Here is a 22,020-nt window from a genome sequence, read left to right as displayed (position 1 = left end):
TCAGTCTGCGGACTGGCCGGGTTTTTTTCCGAGCCGTTCCAGGGCCGCGAGGGCTATCGCCGGATCCGTAGTCGGCCAGAACGGCGGCAGGGCGGCCCGAAGGAATCCTCCGTAGCGCTCAGTGGACAACCGGGAATCCAGCACTGCCACGACTCCCCTGTCTGTTGTTGTGCGGATGAGCCGGCCTGCGCCCTGGGCCAGGCGGATCGCGGCGTGGGTTGCGGAAACACTCATGAATCCGTTGCCGCCGGCCTGGGCCACCGCGCGGGACCGGGCCGTCATGAGGGGATCATCGGGCCGCGGGAAGGGAATCCGGTCGATGACCACCAGACGGCAGGCCGTTCCCGGCACATCGACGCCTTGCCACAGGGACATGGTGCCGAAGAGGCAGGTGTCCGGTTCGTCGGCGAACTGCTTCACGAGTGCCGTCATCGTCGAGTCACCCTGGCAGAGAATGGTCATGTCCAGCCGTGGTCTCATGGCTTCGGCGGCGTCCTCGGCGGCACGCCGGGAGGAAAACAGGCACAAAGCGCCGCCGCCCGAGGCGCGGATCAGCTTTTCAAGCTCATCGAGGGCCTCAGGTGAGGTGCCGCGGCCAGGCTTGGGCAAATGTTTGGCGACGTAGAGGATGCCCTGCTTGGGGTACTCGAAGGGTGAGCCCACGTCGATGCCGGTCCAGCTGGGCGCACCGGGTCCGAGCAGCCCGAGGCCTCCGGCCGCGGGCTCGAAGGCGGATCCGATCGCCAAGGTGGCCGAGGTCAGGATAACGGTGTGGTCGGCGAACAGGCCCTCGCGGAGCCGGCCGGCGACGCTCAGCGGCGCGACATTGACCAGGGCCGGCGCGGACTCGTCCGGCTGGGAGTACCCCTGCTGCGGGTCGAAGGTGCTGTTGCGCGAAAACCAGACCACCTCGCGGTTCTCCCGCGCCGCGAGCAGCCGTTCGCAAAGTTCCAGGATCACCATCAGGCGGGAACGCGCGAGCTGCCGGCCGCCGTCGACCGTGTTGGCGCTGTCCCCTTTTGAGTCGGAGAGCGCAGCACGGCAGGCATCCCGCAACTGGTCCACGCAGTCGAGTTGTTCGCTGTTGAGGCCGTTGGGCATCAGTCCGCTGGGCACGCCCTCGATGGCGAGTTCGAGGTTGGACGCGGCATTGTTCAGGGCGTCCACCGTGATGCCGGTGTGCTTGCGGGCTCCGGACGCCGCAGCGTGGACCATCGCGACGGAGAGCTGCCCGGAGACGGCTCCGGTCACCCGGTCCTGGAGCTCGTGGGCCTCATCCACCACCACGACGTCGTATTCCGGCAGCACGGCAAGGCCCTCGAAGGCGCTGACGGCCAGCATGGCGTGGTTGGTAACCACGACGTCGGCGTCCGCGGCGTTCTGCCGGGCCAGCTCGCTGAAGCATTCCGCCGCCAGGGGGCATTTTTGCGCGCCGAGGCACTCCATGGACGTGACGGACACCTGCCGCCAGGCACGGTCCGTGACCCCGGGCAGGAGTTCGTCGCGGTCTCCCGTGACGGTGTCCTCAGCCCATTCACGAAGCCGGACCACCTCCTTGCCGAGCTGGGAGGATGGCCCGCCCATGGCGGCAGCAAAGTGCGGCACGGAGGTGTCCTCGCCGAGCGAGAAGAGCTGCCCTTCCGAGGGTTCTTCGGAAGGGAAGCCACCCTCGAGCTTGTGCCGGCACACGTAGTTGGAGCGGCCCTTGACCAGGGCGATCTTAACGGGCCGTTCCAGCGCCGGCGTGATGGTTTTCAACAGCCGGGGCAGGTCCCGGCCGACAATCTGGGTTTGCAGGGCCAGCGTAGCCGTCGAGACCAGGGTGGGCTTCTCACTGACCAGGGAATGCGCGATCAGCGGGATCAGGTACGCGAGGGACTTACCTGTGCCGGTGCCGGCCTGGACCAGCAGGTGGTCGCCGCTGTCAATCGCGTGCGCCACCTGCCGGGCCATTTCGTGCTGGCCCTCGCGGCTCTGGCCGCCCATGCCGGACACGGCACGGTCGAGCAGTTCAATAACGAACTCTCCCCCGCCCTTGCTGCCTGGGTCCGTGTCCGCTCCGCTCACCGCCGCCTCAGTCATTGCTGATGAAGGAATCCAGTTCAGCGGCGAAACCTTCGCGCACCATCACCACGGCACGGGTGCCCGCTTCCTCGTGGTCAAGGCTGAGGATCTCGGCGTCGGTTTCATGCAGCTTGCTCAGCAGGTCCCCACGGTTGTACGGGATCATCAGTTCAAGTTTCACGCTGGGCCGCGGGATGCCCTCGCTGATGGCCTTGAGCAGTTCCGGAATGCCTTCGCCCGTGCGCGCCGAGACCACAACGTGGCGCGGTTCGCGCTGCTTGAGCCGCTCAATCACGAAGGGGTCCGCGGCGTCGGCCTTGTTCAGGACGATGATTTCCGGCACCTTGCGGGCGTCGACTTCGCTGAACACCGCCCGGACGGCGGCAATCTGGCCTTCCGGGTCCGGGTGGGAGACGTCCACGATGTGCAGGATCAGGTCCGCGTCGGCGACTTCCTCCAGGGTGGAACGGAAAGCCTCCACGAGCTGGGTGGGCAGCGAACGTACGAAACCGACGGTGTCGGCCAGGGTGTAGCCCAGCCCGTCCGAAGTTTCCGCTTTGCGTACGGTCGGGTCCAGGGTGGCAAAGAGCGCGTTCTCCACCAGGACACCGGCATCGGTCAACCGGTTCAGCAGCGAGGACTTGCCCGCGTTGGTGTATCCGGCGATCGCTACGGACGGCACGGCATGACGACGGCGGTTGGCCCGCTTGGTCTCCCGTGCGGGCTTCATGGCGGCGATTTCGCGACGCAGTTTGGCCATCCTGGTCCGGATGCGGCGGCGGTCCAGTTCGATCTTGGTTTCGCCGGGACCACGCGAACCCATGCCGGCACCGGCACCGCCCACCTGGCCGCCGGCCTGGCGCGACATCGAGTCGCCCCAGCCGCGCAGGCGCGGGAGCAGGTATTCGAGCTGGGCCAGTTCCACCTGGGCTTTACCCTCGCGGCTCTTGGCGTGCTGGGCGAAGATGTCCAAAATCAGGGCGGTGCGGTCGATGACCTTGACCTTGACGATGTCTTCCAGGCTGCGGCGCTGCGAGGGTGCCAGTTCGGCGTCGACGACGACAGTATCCGCGCCCGTGGACATCACGATGTCCTTGAGCTCCTGGGCTTTGCCGGAACCGAGAAAGGTCCCGGGGTCCGGCTTGGCCCGGCGCTGGACGATGCCGTCGAGGACCTCCGAACCGGCGGTCTCGGCGAGGGCGGCAAGTTCGCGCAACGAGTTCTCCGCGTCCGCGAGGGTGCCTTCGGTCCAGAGGCCGGCCAGGACGACACGCTCCAGGCGCAACTGCCGGTATTCGACCTCGGTGACGTCTTCGAGTTCGGTGGACAGCCCGGCGGTGCGACGCAGGGCGTGGCGTTCCTCAAGGTCCTGCTGGTCACCGTCGAAGGTGCTGTGTTCCTCGTTCAGCCCGGAGATTGCCTGCGCCTTGCCGAGCACCGATGAGGGCTCGCCGGCAGCGGGGGCCGCTTTCCGTGCAGGGGTGTCCTTGGCGAGGATCCGGTCGATGACAGCCTGGATTTCCGCAGGACTCATGTCCTGGGCTGCTGAATCGGGTCCGGTGTTGGGCTGACTGGTCATGGTCTCCTTTAGAGGTTTGGCAACTTCAGAATAGTGCGGATCCGAGCTGTCCGGGGCGGTATTCGCGCTGGGCTGACGACTGGTGGTCAAAACGGGCCTCCTGGGATGCCTGCGGCAGCGGTGCCGGGCGGAGAGTGGGCTCCGCGGGGGAGCTTGTGCGGTGGGGAATGATGAGGCCGTCTGGCCTGTAGGAGGAAGGAACGCTCCGCCGGGCTGCGCCTTGCCGGCGCGGCCGGACTTCAAGGAATTCGGGGCGCCGGTAGAAAATTCCATTACGGAAAAGTCGGAGATGGCGCACTGAGCGGAAGGTAACTACCTGCGTCGCTGCGGGGACGGGACAAGACCCGTGCCGGCTACTTGAAGTTCGAGAGCATGTCTTTAAGCCTAGCAGACGTCCCGGCAGCTTCCGCCGCCCGGCCCTGGTTTCGCCTGAGCCCGGCGGCCAACTAATCTGGGCAGTTATGGAGTCTGCACACTATTTCAGCGCCCGGCCTGCCGGACCGTTCACCCGCAAGCCACTGACAGTGGAGCTGGCCGGCGAACCCCGGCAGCTGCAGACGTCCTCGGCGATCTTCAGCCCTGACGGCGTCGATAAGGGTACTGCGGTGCTGTTGGCGGAAGCTCCGGCCCCCGCGCCGCAGGGCGCCTTGCTGGATATCGGCTGCGGCTGGGGTCCGATCGCGCTGACCATGGCCCTGCGGGCACCGCATTCCCACGTCTACGCTGTGGATGTCAACGAGCGGTGCGTGACCCTGACCAACGAAAACGCGGGACTGCTGGGATTGCGGAACGTCACTGCCTGCACCCCAGACGCCATCGACCCGGAGCTCCGCTTCGACACCATCTGGTCCAACCCGCCCATCCGGATCGGCAAAGACGAACTGCATGCCCTGCTGCTCCTGTGGTTGCCGCGGCTCGCGCCGGGCGGCTCGGCCTGGCTCGTGGTGCAGAAGAACCTGGGCTCGGATTCCCTTCAGCGCTGGCTCGCAGCGGAGCTGGACAGCAGCTTTACCGTGACCCGGGAGAGCACCTCGAAGTCTTTCCGGATCCTTCGGGTCAGGAAAGCATCCCACTAGCGACGATGACCGCGGGACCGCTGAGCTCGACGTGCTCGTGGCCCTCCGCACCGAGGAAGAACTTCACCCCGACCACGCCGCCCGGTACGTGGACGTTCCAGACATCGGGCGCGCCCTGGCCGGCCCAATGGCGGATGGCGACGGCCGCGGCGCACGCTCCGGTCCCGCACGACTGCGTCTCCCCCACGCCCCGTTCATGAACGCGCATGGTGATGGTTCCTACCCCCTCATGCACCAGGGGTTCCGACGGGACCACGAACTCGACGTTGGTGCCGAGCGGCGGGGCTGGATCAACGTGCGGTGCGGTGAAGAGTTCGGTGGCCTCCAGCTCGGCGATCTCCGCCAGCGCCACGACGGTGTGCGGGTTTCCCATGCTGACGGACAGGGCCGGCCGCGCGACGTCCAGCCCTGCCGCGCTGACCAGTGAGTCCATGGCCCGGCCGGTGGCTTCGCCGGGAAAAATGAACTCCCAGGGGCCCATGTCCACGGCGTAGCCGGCAGCAGTGCGGACCACCCGCTTGGCCCCCGCCCGGGTGCCAATGGTCAGTGACTCTCCGGCGGGAAGCTCGAGAAGGCCCTCGGTGAGGAGGAAGTGGACAAAGACGCGGACGCCGTTGCCGCACATCTCAGACAGCGAACCGTCACCGTTGCGGTAGTCCATGAACCATGCAGCATCCGGGGTGTGGGCCAACAGTTCCCGGCCCTCGGCGAGCAGGCGGGACGGCACGGCACGGATCAGTCCGTCTCCGCCGATGCCGCGGTGGCGGTCGCACAGGGCGGCGACCTGTTCGGCGGTGACGTCCAGTGTGCCGTGGGGATCGGCCAGCAGGATGAAGTCGTTGCCCGTGCCGTGGCCTTTGGAAAATTTGAGTCCGCGCAAGGCTGCTGTGTCACCGGATGAGGTGCGGTCAGGGGCCACGGCCAGGGTTTCGTCCATGATCCAAGGTTACCGTCCCGGGTCACCGCGTACCGCGGCTCAGCGCGGCTGCCCGGGCGGGAAGGGCCGGGTCATGCCAGTCGAGCCAGTGGATGCGGGGGTCGGCGCGGAACCAGGTGAGCTGGCGGCGGGCGAACTGCCGGGTGGCAACGATCGTTTCCTCCGCAGCCTGCGCTACATCCGTTTCGCCGTCGAGAACTTTGAGGAACTGCGCGTAGCCGAGGGCGCGCGGGGCGGTCCGGCCGAGCCGAAGCCCGGCGCCGTCGAGCGCCCGGACCTCTTCGAGCAACCCACTGTCCACCATGGTGTGCACGCGGGTTGCGAGACGTTCCCGGAGCTGTGCCCGGTCGACGTCCAGCCCCAGCTGGACTGCCGGCTGGACGTACTCGCGGGTGGGCATAAACGAACTGAAGGGCCGCCCGGTCAGCTCGAACACCTCAAGCGCACGGATAATCCGCCGCGCGTCGCCGAGCCGGCCGGCGGAGACCGGGTCCACACGTTCCAGCCGCGCCCGCAGAGGCGCAGACCCGCCGGCTTCGAGTTCCGCCTCGAGCCGGCGCCGGATGGCAGGATCGGTGCCCGGAAATTCGAGGACGTCCAGGGCGGCACGGACGTACAGCCCGGAACCACCGGCGAGGATGGCGCGCTTGCCGCGGGCGTGGATGTCGGCGATGAGCGCCCGGGCCTGCTGCTGGAAGTCCGAGACGGACGCTTCCGCGGTCACGTCCAGGATGTCCAGGAGGTGGTGCGGCACTCCCCTGCGGTCGGCGCTGGTGATCTTGGCGGTGCCAATGTCCATGCCGCGGTAGAACTGCATGGAATCGGCGTTGATGACCTCGCCGTCGAGCTCCAGCGCCAGTGTGACGGCGAGATCGGACTTTCCGGAACCGGTTGGCCCGACGACGGCGATCACCGGCGGTCCCGGGAGGGCGCCGTCCGCCGTGGGCAGCTCCGCCGGAAAACCCTGCTGGGCGGACACGGCCTAGCGGCTGCGGCTTGGCAGGGTGGGCATGCCCAGGGAGACCCCCGTGGTGCCGGAGGTGGACACCGGCGCCGGCGCACCGCAGGAATCCGCCTGGGACCTGTCCCAGGCGTCGCCGGCGCGGGAGCGCCGCAAGCTGTAGTCCTCCGCGGACACAGGATCGGCGACAAGGTGGAAGGCTGCAGCCTCGGTGATGGTTACGGTGACGAGGTCGCCGGGCCGGGGTGCCTCGGCGCCGGCGGGCACGGAGAAGTGCACGAGCCGCTGGTCCTGGGAGCGGCCGGAGAGCCGGTGCGTTTCCTCGGACTTGCGTCCGGAGTGGGCCGTGACCATAACCTCAACGCGCCGGCCGAGTTGGCGGGCGTTCTCCTCCGCGGCGATCCTGTCCTGCAGGGCAGTCAAGCGTTCGAAGCGCTCCTGCACCACTGCCTTGGGCAGCTGATCAGGCAGCTCCGCGGCAGGCGTTCCGGGCCGTTTGGAGTACTGGAACGTGAACGCGGTGGCGAAGCGGGATTTTTCCACGACGTCGAGCGTTGCCTGAAAGTCCTCCTCGGTCTCGCCCGGGAAGCCAACGATGATGTCCGTGGAAATCGCTGCGTGCGGGATCTTCTCGCGGACCTTGTCCAGGATGCCGAGGAACTTGGTGGATCGATAGGACCGCTTCATGTCCCTGAGAACCTTGTCGGAACCGGACTGCAGCGGCATGTGCAGCTGCGGCATAACGTTCGGGGTTTCCGCCATGGCGTCGATGACGTCGTCAGTGAACGCGGCAGGGTGCGGGCTGGTGAACCGGACCCGCTCGAGGCCGGGGATGTCGCCGCAGGCGCGCAGCAGTTTCGAGAACGCCTGCCGGTCGCCGAATTCCACGCCGTAGGAGTTCACATTTTGGCCCAGCAAGGTCACTTCAATGGCTCCATCGGCGACGAGGGCCTGGATTTCGGCCAGGATGTCACCGGGGCGGCGGTCCTTCTCCTTGCCGCGCAAGGCAGGGACGATGCAGAAGGTGCAGGTGTTGTTGCAGCCGACTGAAATGGAGACCCAGCCGGAATAGACCGAGTCCCGCTTGGTGGGCAGCGTGGAGGGGAAGACATCGAGCGACTCGAGGATTTCGAGCTGGGCTTCGTTGTTGTGGCGCGCCCGCTCCAGCAGGGCCGGGAGGGCACCCACGTTGTGGGTGCCGAACACGGCGTCCACCCAGGGTGCCTTCTTGACGATGGTCTCGCGGTCTTTCTGCGCCAGGCAGCCTCCGACGGCGATCTGCATTCCGGGGTTGGCGGCCTTGACGGGCGCCAGCATGCCGAGGTTGCCATAAAGCTTGTTATCGGCGTTCTCCCGCACGGCACAGGTGTTGAAGACCACGACGTCGGCAAGTTCGCCGGCTGCGGGCACGTAGCCGGCGGCTTCGAGCATCCCGGCCATCCGCTCGGAGTCGTGCACGTTCATTTGGCACCCGAACGTGCGCACCTGGTAGGTGCGGGGCTTCGGGAGCCCGGATGCGGCGCCGGCCGCTGAATCAGCGGCTATGGAAGGAGTGGTGGCTGCTGGGGAGGGAATGGTCAAACTCACCTGTTAAGGGTACCGGGTCGACGCGGCGCCGGGGCGTCCTCAAAATTCCGGTTCGAAGCCGGCACCGGGACCGGCCACGGCTTCGTCCAAAACCTCGCCCACGATCCGGAACGCCTGGGCGGGCTGGTAGCCCTTGCGCGCAAGCATCGACGCCAGGCGGCGCGTGGTTTTGTCCCGCTGGGCCCGGTCCTCGAATCCGGTGACGCCCCGGAGTTTGCGTTGAACCAGCTCGCGGGCCGCGGATGCCTCATCCTCGTCACTGAGCTGCTCCAAGGCGACAGCGGCAATCTCCGTATCGATGCCCTTCTCGGCAAGTTCCCGCCGGAGCGCACCTTTGGCAAGCTTGCGGCTCTGCGACCGGGACCGCACCCACAGGTCTGCGAACTCTGCGTCGTCAACGAGTTTCACTTCCTCGAAGCGGTCCAGGACGGCCTCGGCGACGTCGTCCGGAACGTTGCGCTCGGTGAGCTTGCGGGCCAGCTGCAGCCGGCTTTTGGGTGAGCTGGTCAGTTGCCGCAGGACAATGGACCGGGCGACCGCCGCCGGGTCCGCGTCGACGTCCTGTTCGGTGGTGGGACCCGCGCGACGGTTCCCCTTCCCGTGCCGGGTGCCGGGCCGGCGCTCCGGCCGGTCGCCGGACCAATCGTCAGGCCTGGCGCCAGGCCCGGCGCCAGGCCCCGCGCCGTCGGCCAAGCCGGGGTCAGCGTCCCCTGACGGGGATCCTGCCCCCTGGCGCCGCCGGCTGTTAGAAGCCGTCAACGGCCTTCAGCTTCGGGGATGCCTCGGCCTCGGCTGGAGCCTTCACTCCGACGCCGAGTTTTTCCTTGATCAGCCGTTCCAGTTCGGCCGCCAGTTCCGGGTTGTCCCGCAGGAAGCGGCGGGAGTTTTCCATGCCCTGGCCCAGCTGGTCTCCGTCGTAGGTGAACCACGAGCCGGACTTCTTGATCAGGCCGTGCTCGACGCCCATATCGATGATGCCGCCCTCGCGCGAGATGCCCTGGCCGTAAATGATGTCGAACTCGGCGATCTTGAAGGGCGGCGCCATTTTGTTCTTGACGATTTTGGCCTTGGTGCGGTTACCGACGGAGTCCGCGCCCTCTTTCAGGGTCTGGATCCGGCGGACGTCGATGCGGATCGACGCATAGAATTTCAGCGCCTTACCACCGGTGGTGGTCTCCGGAGAGCCGAAGAAGACGCCGATCTTTTCACGCAACTGGTTGATGAAAATGGCGGTGGTCTTGGTCTGGCTCAGCCGGCCGGTGATCTTGCGGAGCGCCTGGCTCATCAAGCGCGCCTGCAGGCCCACGTGGCTGTCGCCCATGTCGCCTTCGATTTCGGCGCGGGGAACCAGGGCTGCGACGGAGTCGATGACGATGACGTCAAGGGACCCGGAACCGATCAGCATGTCCATGATCTCCAGGGCCTGCTCGCCGGTGTCCGGCTGGGAGACCAGGAGCGCATCGGTGTCGACGCCCAGTTTGGCGGCGTATTCCGGGTCCAGGGCGTGCTCGGCGTCGATGAAGGCGGCGATGCCACCCAGGCGCTGGGCGTTGGCGACGGCGTGCAGCGCCACTGTGGTCTTACCCGAGGATTCCGGTCCGTAGATTTCCACGACGCGGCCGCGGGGCAGTCCGCCAATTCCGAGGGCGACGTCCAAGGCGATGGAGCCGGTCGGAATGACCTCGATGGGCGCGCGGACTTCGTCGCCCAGGCGCATTACCGAGCCTTTGCCGAACTGCTTGTCAATCTGGGCAAGCGCTGCGTCGAGCGCTTTCTGGCGATCCGGGGCTGCGGCCATGGTTCACACCTCTAATGCTTTCTCGCTGGAGATGGGCCGTTGCAGGCCCTGTGGAGTGTTCGCGATCAGCGCTTGTGATCAGCGCTGGTGATGACTGTTCGTGATCAGTGGTCATATCAAGTTTGGAAAGAGTATTTCGGTCAGTACTGAAGCTACTGCCACCCACTGACAACGGTGCCCGCCCGCCGCGCGTATGTGGAAAACGCTCTGAAAAAAGCATAGTCCCATCCGAACAGATATTCGAACAATCGGTCCGGCGTGTCAGCGCGGTTTGACGTCCCGGCCCAGCCGGCGCTCCGGCGGCACATCCTGGACCTCGCACAGGGCGAGCCAGACCTGCCGGGGCGCCACACCGGCGCTTAGGGCCTGGTCCGCGGTCCGGCTGCCGACGCCCGCCAGGACCAGGGAGCTGCTGAGAACCCGGGAGTACCCGGCTCCGAATTCATCGTCCATAAGGCGCCAAAAGTCACTGATTCGCACCCCTCGAGTCTCTCACGGTGCGGCGTGACTCTAGAATGGTTGCCATGAGCAACCCCGCCGATGGCCCTGGGATCCCCGGCGGCACTGACGAGTCCACCGACGCGGCGCTGACCGCCGTCGAACACCAGCTGAGCCTGCTGTGGCGCCGTGCGCGTTCGATCTCCCATCATCTCTCCCGCCAGGTACACCCGGACATGGAACCGGCCGCGTACGGCCTGCTCTCCGTCATCCGCCACCAGGGCGCCATGCGCCTGACGGATCTGGCGTCCAGCATCGGCGTCGGGAAACCGTCGGTGAGCCGGCAGGTCGCCTTTCTCGAACGCCTGGGCCTGGTTTCCAAGGAGGCTGATCCGCTCGACGGCCGGGCTCAGATGATCCGCTTGACGCCCACGGGTGAGGAGAGGATGCACGAGGTGCAGGACGCGCGGCGCGAAGTGTTCCGCGATCGCCTGGGCGAATGGCCGACGTCGGAGCTGCGGAACCTCTCCAGCTCGCTCGCTAAACTCAACGCCACCTACGAGCACGACGGATTCCCCCGGGACGAACCCCGCTAGGGTGTTCCGTCCGGCGGGAGCGCGTCATGGCGGGAGCGCGTCGTGCCGGGACCGCGTCATGCCGGGCACGCAAAAGACGGGGCACGCAAAAGACCCCGGCACACCGCCGGGGTCTTTTGTCCAGTAGTAACGTAGCGGGGCTAGCGGGCCCCGGAGAGGAGGCCCGTGGCCAACTCGTCGTTGAGGTCGGAGCTGAGCTCGCGGTCCAGGTCACGGCCGTAACGCGCCGCGAACTCCTGGGGAACGGTGTCCGGCACTGCGACTCCCTCGGCGACGGCGACGCGGTCGCTGACTTCGCGGAGCATGCTGGAGAGCGGAACCTCAAGGGCCGAGCAGATCGAGGAGAGAAGCTCAGAGGAGGCTTCCTTCTGGCCGCGTTCCACTTCACTCAGGTAGCCCAGGGAAACGCGGGCACTGTGCGAGACTTCGCGGAGGGTACGGCCTTGGCGTTGGCGGACATCGCGAAGTACATCACCAATTTCGTGACGAAGTACAACCATCTTGCGCTCCTTCTGTTCGCTCTTAGCCTGATCGGCGAGGCCCACATCCTTCCAGCGGACAACGCCGTTAACGGATACGGGCTGCTTTACCATCTGTATCGCCTTGCTCCCTCTTTGTGTCGGGCCCGCTGGTCAGAGCGGACACTGATGATGCTTTCATCCTAGGCGCCTCGCTTATTCGGAGACGACACAATGTAACAACTAACAGGAATCATGTTTTGTTCCCGGCAACTTTACGCTCCGGTAGCCTTCGGGGCCAGAGCTTCGAGCAGGCGTTCCAGCGCCGCGGCACACGCCTGTCCGCGGATTTCCGGCCGGCTGCCCGTAAAGCTGTAGCTGTACGCCGTCGAGCCGTCCGCGGTGGCGACGCCGATGTACACGGAGCCGACGTCCTTGCCGGCGTGCGGCTCGGGTCCGGCGACGCCCGTGGTGGAGATCCCAATGTCGGCACCGCAAATCCTGCGGGCTCCCTCAGCCATGGCCTCAGCAACCCGTGCATCGACGGCTCCGACGGTGTCCAGCAGTTCCCGGGAAACGCCCAGCACGTCGGCCTTGACACTGTTCTGATAGGACACGACACCGCCCTGGAGCATTCCGGATGCGCCGGGCGTGTCCGCCAGCACGGCGGCGAGCATGCCGGCGGTCAGGGATTCGGCCGTGGCGACCGTGACGCCACGGCCGATGGCCCCGGTGACTGCTTCTTCGGCCAGGTGGTGCAGGTTTGTCGCATGGTGCGCAGTGGTCACAGGAGGCCGCTCGCCGGAGCGGTGGATACTGGTCATGGCCTGCCTTCCTGGGTGTTTTGTTGCCGGGTCCGGATGCCGCTGGCCCGCAGTTTGAGGGCTTCTACAACGTATTCGCCGCCGGTCCAGACGGTGATCGCCAGGGCCGCCATCATGACGGCAAAGGCCACCCCTCCCAGCCACGGCGCGACCGGGGCAAGCGGAAGGACGTAGAGGAAGATCGCGAGGGTCTGGATGACGGTTTTGAGTTTGCCCCCGCGGGACGCGGGCATCACACCGTAGCGGATCACGATGAAGCGCAGCGCGGTGACACCCCATTCGCGGACCAGGATCAGGATCGTCACCCACCAGGGCAGCTCCTGCAGCACCGAAAGCATCACCAGGGCCGACCCAATCAGGAGCTTGTCCGCGATGGGGTCAGCGATTTTGCCGAAGTCGGTGATGAGTCCGCGGCTGCGGGCGATGTCGCCGTCGAGTTTGTCCGTGTAGATTGCAACGGCGAAGGTCGCCGCGGCAACCCAACGCCACAGCCCGTTCTGGGCCGCCAGTCCGGGCGCATCAAGGATGAGGAACCAGACGAAGAACGGCACCATGACGATTCGCAGCATCGTCAGGACGTTTGGCAGGTTCCAGATCCGAGGCGGGGATCCGGGTCTGTTTGCTTCGGCGCTAGTCACTTTCCTAGGCTACCGTCCGGTGAGCGACCAGGCGTCCTCGGCCCCGTTGTCGTCATCGTCAGGGCCGCCTCCGGAGTTTGCGTCGGAGCCGTCGTAGTACTCCTTGTTCTGGCTTCGGCGGTCCAGGTCAGAAGCCACGAGGTCCTCGGCGTAGCCGCCCTGGGCGACGTTAGCGTTGGCGTTCTCGCTCAGGGCCGCGGTGTGGGAATCGCCGGTGGCGGGCACTTCCATGCCCTTCATAGCGGCAAGCACCGTCGCCAGGTCATCGGGCTTGACCAGAACATCGCGGGCCTTCGAACCCTCGGAGGGGCCCACCACGCCGCGGGATTCAAGCAGGTCCATGAGCCTGCCGGCCTTCGCGAAGCCGACCCGCAGCTTGCGCTGCAGCATTGAGGTGGAACCGAACTGGGTGGTCACAACAAGTTCGGTGGCCTGCAGCAGTACCTCAAGATCATCGCCGATGTCGTCATCGATCTGCTTCTTCGGAGCCTCGGGGGCGACGTCGTCGCGGTACACGGCCTTGAGCTGGCCCTTGACGTGCTCCACCACTTTATGGATTTCCGATTCGGTCACCCAGGCACCCTGGACGCGCATAGCCTTGGATGCGCCCATGGGCAGGAACAAGGCGTCGCCCTGGCCAATCAGCTTCTCGGCGCCCGGCTGGTCTAGGACCACGCGGGAATCCGTGACCGAGGACGTGGCGAACGCCATCCTCGAGGGCACGTTGGCCTTGATCAGGCCGGTGACGACGTCGACCGAGGGCCGCTGGGTGGCGAGCACGAGGTGGATGCCGGCGGCGCGGGCCAGTTGGGTGATCCGGACAATCGAGTCCTCGACGTCGCGCGGGGCGACCATCATCAGGTCAGCGAGTTCGTCCACGATCACCAGCAGGTACGGGTACGGCCGGATGACCCGCTTGGAACCCTCCGGCGCGTGGACCTTGCCGGCCCGCACCGCCTTGTTGAAGTCGTCGATGTGCTTGAAGCCGTAGTTGGCGAGGTCGTCGTAGCGGGCGTCCATCTCGCGGACTACCCACTGCAGGGCCTCTGCGGCCTTCTTCGGGTTGGTGATGATCGGGGTAATCAGGTGCGGGACGCCCTCGTAGGCGGTGAGTTCCACGCGCTTGGGGTCCACCATGACCATCCGGACCTCGTCGGGGGTGGCACGCATCAGGATGGAGGTGATCATGGCGTTCACGAATGCCGACTTGCCGGCGCCCGTGGCGCCCGCGACGAGCAGGTGCGGCATCTTGGCGAGGTTCGCCACGACGTAGCCGCCCTCCACGTCCTTGCCGACGCCGATCACCATGGGGTGTTCAGTCCGCCGGGCGTTCTGGCTGCGCAGCACGTCCCCCAAGGACACCGTTTCACGGTCCGTGTTGGGAATTTCAATACCGATTGCGGACCGGCCGGGGATGGGGCTCAGGATACGCACATCCGAGCTGGCGACGGCGTAGGAGATGTTCTTGGAGAGTGCGGTAACGCGCTCCACCTTGGTACCCGGAGACAGCTCGATTTCATAGCGGGTCACAGTGGGACCGCGGCTGAAGCCGGTGACCTGGGCCTCGACGTTGAACTGGTTGAGCGTTTCGGTCAAAGAGGCAACAATTGCGTCGTTGGCCTCCGTGCGCTCCTTGGGAATGGAACCCGGGGTCAGGACGTCCGACGCCGGCAGTGTGTACGTCACGTCGCCGGCCAGGGACAGCTGCTCGGTCCTTTGCGGGATGGGAGTGGGCGCCGGGGCGGGCGTGACGGGGTTGGATGGCACCTTGGACGCGGCAGCCACCGCGGCCGGCACCGGTGCCGGCGCGGCCGGGTTCAGTGACCCTGCGGCCACCATTGCCGGGGTGACGAGCGGAATGGCTTCGGTGGCGTTCTCCCCCGCCGAACCGCCGGCACTCCCCAGCCCCTGGGCCGCCTTGATCTTCTCGACGGCGATCTCCGCCTGCGTGGGCCGGCGCACGCCGGGCTTGAGGGGCGGGGCGTCCTTGCCGGCCTTGCCCGCCCGGGCGGCCTCGGCTTCCTCATCCGCGATGAGCGCCCGTTCGAAGGCCTCGTCGCCGACGTAGCCTTCGAGTCCGGCGTCCTCCTCCTGCTCTTTGCCGAAGAGGCGGCGGCGCTTCTTCTTCGCGGGAGCCGGGGAATCGTTCTCGTAGAGGTAGCTGCGGTCATGGGCGCCGGAGTCGGAGCCGGCATCCTGATCCTGCAGGTCGATGCCCATGAGGTGTTCGTAAGCGTCCCGCAACCGGGAAGGGATGGCACCGAACGGCGTCGCCGTGACGATCAGCAGTGACGTGAAAGCAAGCAGGCCGTAGACGGCCAGCGGGACGGCGGCGTGCAGCGCCGCCAGCGGCGCCGCGGCGAGGTAGCCGAGCATACCGCCGGCGCGGCGCAGCCCGTCGAATCCCTCGGCAACGCTCGGTTCCCCGCCGATGACGTGGGCCAGGCCCGACCCGGCAAACGTCATGATCAGGAAGCCGATACCGATCCGGTTGTTCCCGCGCCCGTCCACGGGCTGGCGGAACAGCCGGAAGGCGCAGACGAACAGCATGAGCGGCAGGAGCAGCGACATCCAGCCAAAGGTTCCGTTGACGATTCCGTAGACCATGTCCGGGAACCAGCCCTGGAACCCCCACCAGGCGAAGGTGGCGACGAAGACTCCGAGTGCCAGGTTAAAGAGGGCTGCGCCGTCGCGGCGGTCCCCGGGGGCGAGATCGCTCACGTCGTAACCGATCCGGCGTACACCCGCTCCGACGACGTGTGCGACGCCCAGCCAGGCTCCCGCGGCAGCCCGGACCAGCCAGGGCTGTTGGGGTTCGACGACGGCCAGCTGGCGGGTACGCGCTGTGCCCGCCGTTCCCGGGGCCTTGCTGGTTTTGGACGCAGCGGGGCCGGAGCCCCGGACCAAAGAGCTGCCTGATTTACCGCTGGGGTTTCCCCTAGGCGCGGAGGAAGTACGTGTCGCCATACCCGCTACGGTACCCGACACCGGGCCGAAAACCGCGGATTTTCGGGCCTTCGCAGGGTCCATGTTGCGGGCCGGAGACGCAAAACGGCCTTCCCGGTCCACCGCAAGCGGGAGCCTGCAGCAGGCCGGAAAGGCCGTCGGTGTGCCCAGAGAAGCGCTGGGGCCGCCAGGGCCTACGCCTCCAGGACCACCGGGATGATCAAGGGCTTGCGGCGGAGCTTGCGGTTGACCCAGGTGCCCACCACACGGCGGACGACCTGCTGGAGCTGGTGCGTGGTGTGGTCCGTGCGGTTCAGCACGGCTTCTTCCAGGGCGGCGTTGATCTTGGGGATGATCTCGTCGAAGACCGAATCGTCCTCAGCCACGCCGCGGGCGTGGATCTCCGGACCGGAGACCACCTTGCCGGTGGCGCGGTGGATCACCGTGATGATGGAGATGAAACCTTCATCACCGAGCGTCTGCCGGTCCTTGAGGTCGGATTCGGTGACCTCGCCGACACTGGAGCCGTCCACGTAGACGAAGCCGACTTCCACCTGGCCGACGATGTCCGCCTGGTGGTCGCGAAGGTCGATGACCGTGCCGTTGTCCGCCAGGAGGATGCTCTCTTCGGGGACACCGGAGTCCAGGGCAATCTTGCCATTGGCGATCAGGTGGCGGGTTTCGCCGTGAACCGGCATCGCGTTGAGCGGCTCAAGGATGTTGTAGCAGTACAGCAGCTCCCCCGCGGCGGCGTGGCCGGAGACGTGCACCTTGGCGGTTCCCTTGTGGATGACGTCGGCGCCGAGCTTCAGCAGGCCGTTGATGATGCGGTACACGGCGTTCTCGTTGCCCGGGATCAGGCTGGAGGCGAGAATGACAGTGTCGCCCTGGCCGACGACCACGCGGTGGTCACCGTTGGCCATCCGGGACAGGGCTGCCATCGGCTCACCCTGCGAGCCGGTGGACATCAAGACCACGCGGTTGTCCGGCAGGTTGTCGATGTTCTTGATGTCGACCAGGAGGCCCGGCGGGACGTCGAGGTAGCCGAGCTTCTCGGCGATCGCCATGTTGCGGACCATCGACCGGCCGACGAACGCGACCTTGCGGTTGTGGTTTGCGGCGGCATCGAGGACCTGCTGGACGCGGTGCACGTGGGAGGAGAAGGAGGCGACGATCAGGCGCTTGGAGGCCTGGCCGAAGAGCCGGTCCAGGGTGGGACCGATTTCCTTTTCCGCCGTGGTGAACCCGGGGACGTCGGCGTTCGTGGAGTCCGACATGAACAGGTCCACGCCTTCCTCGCCCAGCTTCGCGAAGTGGCGGAGGTCGGTGATGCGGCCGTCCAGCGGCAGCTGATCCATCTTGAAGTCACCGGTGTGCAGCACGGTGCCGCCGGAGGTGCGCAGGAACACGGCAAGAGCGTCGGGGATCGAGTGGTTGACGGCCACGAATTCGCATTCGAACGGACCGAACTTCTGCACCTGGCCTTCGGTGACGGTCTGGGTGACCGGCTTGATCCGGTGCTCCAGCAGTTTCGCCTCAATGAGAGCCAGCGTCAGCCGGGAACCCACCACGGGAATGTCCGCGCGCAGGCGCAGCAGGTAGGGAACGGCCCCGATGTGGTCCTCGTGGCCGTGGGTCAGAACGACGGCCACGATGTCGTCGACGCGGTTCTTGATGTACGAGAAATCGGGCAGGATCAAGTCGACGCCGGGCTGGGTTTCCTCCGGGAAGAGGACACCGCAGTCGACGATCAGCAGCTTGCCGTCGATCTCGAAAACGGTCATGTTGCGGCCGATCTCCCCCAGTCCACCGAGCGGAACAATCCGCAGGGTGTCCTTGAGCAGTTTCGGCGGCGTGACGAGGCCGGGAAGGGCAGTTTGGGTCATAATGCACTACTTTCCAGGCGGTTGCCGGCGGGATTTTTTCTCATCAGGATCAAGCACCTGATCAGGAAAAGACCATGCCGGCTTCCGCCAAGTCCTCGCGGATGGTTTCGGTCTCGGCGTCGTCCGGCTCCACGAGGGGCAAACGGACAACCGAGTTGGGCAGGACTCCCTGCCACTTAAGAACTTGCTTCGCAGCAACAGCACCCTGGATATGGGTCATCACTGCACGGACCACGGGGTCCAGTTCGAAATGTATGGTGCGGGCGGTGGCGAAATCGCCCGCGAGTGCGGCGTCAATCATGGCGCGGAACTGCTTCGTCGCGACATGCGCGGTGACGCTGACAAGACCGGCCGCGCCCGCAGCCATCCACGGGAGCGTCAGTCCGTCATCGCCGGAATAAACATCCAGGTCGGTGTTGGCGAGGACGCGGGTAATGGCGGCAAAGTCTGCCTTCGCGTCCTTGAGCGCAACGATGTTCCGGTGGTCCGCGAGCCGGATCATGGTCTCGGGCAGGATCGGCACGCAGGACCGGCCCGGGATGTCGTACACCATGACGGGGAGGTCGGCGGCGTCGGCGACAGCTTCAATGTGGGCCCGGATACCGGCTTGGCTGGGCTTGTTGTAATACGGGGTGACGATCAGCTGCCCATGGGCTCCGGCCTTGGCGGCGCGTTTGGCCATCTCAATGGAGTGGGAGGTGTGGTTGGTGCCGGTACCGGCAATGACCTTGGCCCGGTCCCCCACGGCTTCGACGACCACCCTGAAGAGCTTTTCCTTCTCGTCGTCTTCCAGCGTGGAGGTCTCCCCTGTGGTCCCGGAGATGACAAGGGCGTCATGGCCGTCGTCGACGAGCTTGTTGGCCAGCTCGGCGTTCTGCTGGTAGTCGACCTCACCATCGGACGTAAAGGGCGTGACCATGGCGGTCACGAGGGATCCGAACGTAAAAGAGCGGGAGGGAGAGTCAGCCATATGAAAAACGTTACCCTGTCCCCGGCGTGTTCCGACAATGCGGCACCGTGATGAAGGTCAAGCCCGCCGTGGCTCCTGCCTCAGTCCTGCCCCTGCCCGGCCGCTCTTCCGGTGCCGGGGCCGGCCCGGCAGGGAGCAAAACCTTACCCGCCGGGCGGTGTGGCGCAGTAGCGGCCGACGGCCGTTTGGCGCAGGGCCTCCGCCCACGCAGCGAGCCGCTGGGCGGCCCGGACGTAGTGGAAAAGCTCGGTAGGCGTGAGGGACTCCAGGTCCGTCTCCGCCAGTCGGCGGGCCAGTTCGGCCCCCGGCGCCTGCGCCGACAGGGCTTTCCCTTCACGTTGCCACTGGACGTCCTCGGCCGATTCGCCGGCCACCAACTGCCGGAAGAGGAAGTCCACGACGCCGGGGCTCAAGGCCTTGAGGACTCCGGACGGGTCCGGGGCGCACGGGTCCGGCCGGGTGGACCCCGGGAAGAGGGGCTCTGGTGTGTTGGTCATGGGCCCATCGTATTCGAACATATATTCGAACACAAGGGTGCCGGAGCCGCCCGTCCGGACAGCTCCCTGGTGGCCGGACATGAGAACATCGAGGCATGACTCCCCGCGACACGGCATCGTTCCCCCGGCCGGCCCGGCCGGCCCGGAGCAGGAGCGGCCCCGGGGGCGGGTCCGGAAAATCCGGGGGAAACGGCGGCCGCAGCCCAGGCCGCAGATCCGGAACCCGGCTGTCAGGCATCGACGCCGCCCGCGGATTGGCCCTCCTGGGCATGATGGCCACTCATGTGCTTCCCACTTTCGAATCCGACCCGCAACTGACCCCCACGTGGGTGGGCCTGGTATTTTCCGGACGGGCCTCCGCTCTGTTCGCCGTGCTCGCAGGAATTGGGCTGGCGTTATCCACCGGTAAACAGGAGCCGTTCCAGGGCCCGCAGCTGTGGGCGGCGCGCCGCGGAGTCGCGCTCCGGGCGCTCGTGGTCGCCGCCGTGGGGCTTTCCATTGGCGGGCTTGAGGTGAACATCGCCATCATCCTGGTCCATTACGCCGTGTTGTTCCTGTGCATCCTGCCGTTTCTCGGGCTGGACGCCCGGCACCTGCTGGTCCTCGCCGCGGGCTGGGTCCTTGTCACTCCGGCGCTCGCTTTTCTTCTGCGGCCATGGCTCCTCACCGCCACGCCGGCCCTGCAACTGGGCCACAACCCGCAATGGGAGGATCTGTCCACCCCCGCCGTGCTGCTCGGGGACCTCTTCCTGACCGGCTACTATCCCGTGTTCCAGTGGATCGCCTACCTGCTGATCGGGCTCGCAATTGGCCGGCTGGCCCTGACGACGGCGGCAGTCCCGGCGCTGCTGCTGGCAGCGGGAACCGCCGTGGCGGTCCTGGCCAGGTGGTTCAGCCTGGTGATGATGGAGGATTGGGGCGGCCGGGCGGCGCTCCAGGCGTCCCTGCTGAAGCCCTCGTATCCGCTGGAAAGCCTGCTGCAAGTGAACCTGGCCGGCGTGGATCAAACCGGCTCCCCCTGGTGGCTCGCCTCAAGTGCGCCGCACTCCGGTACCACCCTTGACTTGCTGCACACCTCCGGAGTGGCTGCCGCCGTCGTCGGAACGTGCCTGCTGCTGGGCCGGCTGGTGGAGCGGATCCGGGTGGACCTGCTGCTTCCGTTGCGGGGCGCCGGTGCCATGACCCTGAGCCTCTACACGGCCCACCTGTGCGTGATGGCCTCCCTCTACGGCCAGCCCTTGCCGTCCGGGTGGACACTTGAGGGCGTGTACTGGGCGCAGGCCCTGGCGCTGTTGGCCATCGGCGGCATCGTCGCAGCCCTGGGCTGGCGCGGACCGCTGGAGTGGGTGGCGCACGCCGCGAACCAACTCGGCCGCTATCAGCCTGCCCGCGTCCGCTGACCCCGGAACGCGCCGCCATGCTTTCGCTGAGCGGCCGCGGCGGTCCCCGACGTCGAACCTCAGCCCCGGCGGGAACCGGTGCGGTAGAGCCGGACGGCGTCGCGCATCGAGGCCCGCGCCCGCTTGCGGTCCCCTGCGGCGTCGTAGGCGCAGCTAAGCCGGAACCAGGAGCGCCAGTTCTCCGGTGCCGCCTCGGTCTCCGTGCGGTATTTCTCGAACTCCCGGTCCGCGGCTTCGCGGATGATCCGTCCCGCGGGCGTGCGCGGCAGATTGTCCTCGGGCAGGCCGCCCTCGGCCTCGAGGATCTTTGCCAGCCGTTCCGTCCGCACACCAAACACCAGCTCGCGGACCAGGGCCCAGGCGCCGACCACGGGCAGGAGCAGGTACGCCACGCCGAGTGCCTTAGCCACCGGATTAGCGTCCGTCATCAACAGCACCGAGCGCTGCAGGGACACCACGAGGTAGAAGACGAGGAGCAGCGTGACGGCGCCAACCCAGATTTTGGTGCGGTTTGCTTTGAAGGCGGTGAGGACGTTGGCCACGGCGCTCAGAGTCCCAGGTCCAGGTAGCCGTCCAGGCCTACGGTGAGGCCGGGGTTCGCAGCCACGTTGCGGACACCCAGCAGCACCCCGGGCATGAACGATGCCCGGTCAAAGGAGTCATGCCGGAAGGTCAGCTGCTCGCCCGGACCGCCCAGCAGAACTTCCTGGTGCGCCACGAGACCGCGGAGACGGACGCTGTGGACGCGGACGCCGTCGACGTCGCAGCCGCGCGCGCCAGGGCGCCCGCCCCTGGTGGCATCGGGGCTGGGCGGAAGGCCGGCGGCTGCGCGTTCGGCGGAGATCAGCTGCGCGGTGCGCACTGCGGTTCCGGACGGAGCGTCCACCTTCTCCGGGTGGTGCAGTTCGATGATTTCCGCCGATTCGAAGTAGCGGGAGGCTTTGGCAGCGAACGCCGAGGCGAGCACCGAGCCGAGCGCGAAGTTCGGCGCAATCAGCACACCCACGCCGGGCCGGCCGGTGAGGAGCTCCTCGAGCCGGGCCAGCCGTTGCTGATCCCAGCCCGTCGTCCCCACCACGGCGTGCATGCCGTGCTCGACGGCGAAGGTGACATTCGCGTCGGTGCTTTCCGGGACCGTCAGGTCCACCACCACCCGCGCACCGGCGTCGACGAGGGTTTCCAGGGAGTCGTTCCGGCCCAGAGCAGCGACAAGGTTGAGGTCTGCGGCCGCCTCGATGGCCTGCACGGCCTCGGCGCCCATCCGCCCGTTGGCGCCCAGCACGGCGACTGCGAGTTGTTCGATCATGCCATCCACCCTACCGCCGGGCCCGGCGCCCGCCTGAACCGGGGCAACGCGTTACGAGC

The 22,020-nt window shown here is 66.9% G+C and carries 20 protein-coding genes; 3 read left to right on the top strand and 17 right to left on the bottom strand.

Annotation, left to right across the window (positions count from 1 at the left end):
* Together VUN84_06000 and hflX are read right to left on the bottom strand one after the other, a co-directional pair.
* A complete protein-coding gene (locus VUN84_06000; GenBank protein ID XAS65211.1) occupies positions 1-2,082 on the bottom strand; it encodes an ATP-dependent DNA helicase in 2,082 nt (693 codons plus the stop codon).
* Positions 2,075-3,643, bottom strand: a complete 1,569-nt coding sequence (gene hflX, locus VUN84_05995; GenBank protein ID XAS65210.1) for a GTPase HflX — start codon at positions 3,641-3,643, stop codon at positions 2,075-2,077. Before hflX ends, VUN84_06000 begins: the two co-directional genes overlap by 8 nt.
* 461 nt (positions 3,644-4,104) lie before the next feature.
* Here hflX and VUN84_05990 point away from each other — a divergent pair, with 461 nt between their 5' ends.
* On the top strand, positions 4,105-4,719 hold the full coding sequence (locus tag VUN84_05990) for a methyltransferase (GenBank protein ID XAS65209.1): 615 nt from the start codon (positions 4,105-4,107) through the stop codon (positions 4,717-4,719).
* Here the strand turns inward: VUN84_05990 and dapF are convergent.
* From dapF to VUN84_05960, 6 genes are all read right to left on the bottom strand, one after another.
* The gene (gene dapF / locus VUN84_05985) at positions 4,700-5,656 is read right to left on the bottom strand and encodes a diaminopimelate epimerase (protein XAS65208.1); all 957 of its coding nucleotides are present in this window, start codon (positions 5,654-5,656) and stop codon (positions 4,700-4,702) included. The two genes, VUN84_05990 and dapF, sit on opposite strands and share 20 nt — an antisense overlap.
* Positions 5,657-5,678: 22 nt before the next feature.
* Positions 5,679-6,605, bottom strand: a complete 927-nt coding sequence (gene miaA, locus VUN84_05980; GenBank protein ID XAS65774.1) for a tRNA (adenosine(37)-N6)-dimethylallyltransferase MiaA — start codon at positions 6,603-6,605, stop codon at positions 5,679-5,681.
* Positions 6,606-6,638: 33 nt separating this feature from the next.
* Positions 6,639-8,204, bottom strand: a complete 1,566-nt coding sequence (gene miaB, locus VUN84_05975) for a tRNA (N6-isopentenyl adenosine(37)-C2)-methylthiotransferase MiaB (protein XAS65207.1) — start codon at positions 8,202-8,204, stop codon at positions 6,639-6,641.
* 39 nt (positions 8,205-8,243) lie between these two features.
* Complete coding sequence (locus VUN84_05970) at positions 8,244-8,729, bottom strand: regulatory protein RecX (GenBank protein XAS65773.1); 486 nt, start codon at positions 8,727-8,729, stop codon at positions 8,244-8,246.
* Between the two features lie 220 nt (positions 8,730-8,949).
* Positions 8,950-10,002 (bottom strand): recombinase RecA, encoded by a 1,053-nt coding sequence (recA, locus tag VUN84_05965; protein XAS65206.1) that lies wholly within the window; start codon positions 10,000-10,002, stop codon positions 8,950-8,952.
* A 261-nt stretch (positions 10,003-10,263) separates the two neighbouring features.
* Positions 10,264-10,482: a DUF3046 domain-containing protein gene (locus VUN84_05960; protein ID XAS65205.1), complete on the bottom strand. Its 219-nt coding sequence runs from the start codon at positions 10,480-10,482 to the stop codon at positions 10,264-10,266.
* A 44-nt stretch (positions 10,483-10,526) separates the two neighbouring features.
* Between VUN84_05960 and VUN84_05955 the strand changes: the two genes are divergently transcribed.
* Entirely contained in the window at positions 10,527-11,036 is a 510-nt protein-coding gene (locus VUN84_05955; GenBank protein XAS65204.1) for a MarR family winged helix-turn-helix transcriptional regulator, read from the top strand.
* A gap of 140 nt (positions 11,037-11,176) precedes the next feature.
* Here the strand turns inward: VUN84_05955 and VUN84_05950 are convergent, their stop codons facing one another.
* The 7 genes from VUN84_05950 to VUN84_05920 form a co-directional block, all read right to left on the bottom strand.
* Positions 11,177-11,629: a helix-turn-helix transcriptional regulator gene (locus VUN84_05950; GenBank protein ID XAS65203.1), complete on the bottom strand. Its 453-nt coding sequence runs from the start codon at positions 11,627-11,629 to the stop codon at positions 11,177-11,179.
* 140 nt (positions 11,630-11,769) lie between these two features.
* Positions 11,770-12,318 (bottom strand): CinA family protein, encoded by a 549-nt coding sequence (locus VUN84_05945; protein XAS65202.1) that lies wholly within the window; start codon positions 12,316-12,318, stop codon positions 11,770-11,772.
* Complete coding sequence (gene pgsA / locus VUN84_05940; protein ID XAS65201.1) at positions 12,315-12,956, bottom strand: CDP-diacylglycerol--glycerol-3-phosphate 3-phosphatidyltransferase; 642 nt, start codon at positions 12,954-12,956, stop codon at positions 12,315-12,317. Before pgsA ends, VUN84_05945 begins: the two co-directional genes overlap by 4 nt.
* A 9-nt stretch (positions 12,957-12,965) precedes the next feature.
* Positions 12,966-15,923, bottom strand: a complete 2,958-nt coding sequence (locus VUN84_05935; GenBank protein ID XAS65200.1) for a DNA translocase FtsK — start codon at positions 15,921-15,923, stop codon at positions 12,966-12,968.
* 173 nt (positions 15,924-16,096) lie between these two features.
* Entirely contained in the window at positions 16,097-17,788 is a 1,692-nt protein-coding gene (locus VUN84_05930) for a ribonuclease J (protein ID XAS65199.1), read from the bottom strand.
* Between the two features lie 61 nt (positions 17,789-17,849).
* Entirely contained in the window at positions 17,850-18,758 is a 909-nt protein-coding gene (gene dapA, locus VUN84_05925; GenBank protein XAS65198.1) for a 4-hydroxy-tetrahydrodipicolinate synthase, read from the bottom strand.
* Positions 18,759-18,901: 143 nt separating this feature from the next.
* Positions 18,902-19,255 (bottom strand): hypothetical protein, encoded by a 354-nt coding sequence (locus tag VUN84_05920; GenBank protein ID XAS65197.1) that lies wholly within the window; start codon positions 19,253-19,255, stop codon positions 18,902-18,904.
* Positions 19,256-19,350: 95 nt separating this feature from the next.
* Between VUN84_05920 and VUN84_05915 the strand changes: the two genes are divergently transcribed.
* Entirely contained in the window at positions 19,351-20,655 is a 1,305-nt protein-coding gene (locus tag VUN84_05915; GenBank protein XAS65196.1) for a heparan-alpha-glucosaminide N-acetyltransferase domain-containing protein, read from the top strand.
* Between the two features lie 59 nt (positions 20,656-20,714).
* On the opposite strand, the gene VUN84_05910 is transcribed toward VUN84_05915, so the two are convergent.
* The gene (locus VUN84_05910) at positions 20,715-21,197 is read right to left on the bottom strand and encodes a hypothetical protein (GenBank protein XAS65195.1); all 483 of its coding nucleotides are present in this window, start codon (positions 21,195-21,197) and stop codon (positions 20,715-20,717) included.
* 5 nt (positions 21,198-21,202) lie between these two features.
* The gene (gene dapB / locus VUN84_05905; protein ID XAS65194.1) at positions 21,203-21,961 is read right to left on the bottom strand and encodes a 4-hydroxy-tetrahydrodipicolinate reductase; all 759 of its coding nucleotides are present in this window, start codon (positions 21,959-21,961) and stop codon (positions 21,203-21,205) included.
* Between the last annotated feature and the right edge of the window lie 59 nt (positions 21,962-22,020).

Source organism: Micrococcaceae bacterium Sec5.8, assembly GCA_039636775.1.
Classification (GTDB): domain Bacteria; phylum Actinomycetota; class Actinomycetes; order Actinomycetales; family Micrococcaceae; genus Arthrobacter.
Note: the sequence above shows the minus strand (reverse complement) of the source record. Positions and strands in the feature narration are given on the sequence as shown.

Coding starts and splice junctions, on each gene's coding strand:
- VUN84_06000 (XAS65211.1), bottom strand. CDS start 2,082: ATGACTGAGGCGGCGGTGAGCGGAGCGGACACGGACCCAGGCAGCAAG.
- hflX (XAS65210.1), bottom strand. CDS start 3,643: ATGACCAGTCAGCCCAACACCGGACCCGATTCAGCAGCCCAGGACATG.
- VUN84_05990 (XAS65209.1), top strand. CDS start 4,105: ATGGAGTCTGCACACTATTTCAGCGCCCGGCCTGCCGGACCGTTCACC.
- dapF (XAS65208.1), bottom strand. CDS start 5,656: ATGGACGAAACCCTGGCCGTGGCCCCTGACCGCACCTCATCCGGTGAC.
- recA (XAS65206.1), bottom strand. CDS start 10,002: ATGGCCGCAGCCCCGGATCGCCAGAAAGCGCTCGACGCAGCGCTTGCC.
- VUN84_05955 (XAS65204.1), top strand. CDS start 10,527: ATGAGCAACCCCGCCGATGGCCCTGGGATCCCCGGCGGCACTGACGAG.
- VUN84_05950 (XAS65203.1), bottom strand. CDS start 11,629: ATGGTAAAGCAGCCCGTATCCGTTAACGGCGTTGTCCGCTGGAAGGAT.
- VUN84_05945 (XAS65202.1), bottom strand. CDS start 12,318: ATGACCAGTATCCACCGCTCCGGCGAGCGGCCTCCTGTGACCACTGCG.
- VUN84_05935 (XAS65200.1), bottom strand. CDS start 15,923: ATGGCGACACGTACTTCCTCCGCGCCTAGGGGAAACCCCAGCGGTAAA.
- VUN84_05930 (XAS65199.1), bottom strand. CDS start 17,788: ATGACCCAAACTGCCCTTCCCGGCCTCGTCACGCCGCCGAAACTGCTC.
- dapA (XAS65198.1), bottom strand. CDS start 18,758: ATGGCTGACTCTCCCTCCCGCTCTTTTACGTTCGGATCCCTCGTGACC.
- VUN84_05920 (XAS65197.1), bottom strand. CDS start 19,255: ATGACCAACACACCAGAGCCCCTCTTCCCGGGGTCCACCCGGCCGGAC.
- VUN84_05915 (XAS65196.1), top strand. CDS start 19,351: ATGACTCCCCGCGACACGGCATCGTTCCCCCGGCCGGCCCGGCCGGCC.
- dapB (XAS65194.1), bottom strand. CDS start 21,961: ATGATCGAACAACTCGCAGTCGCCGTGCTGGGCGCCAACGGGCGGATG.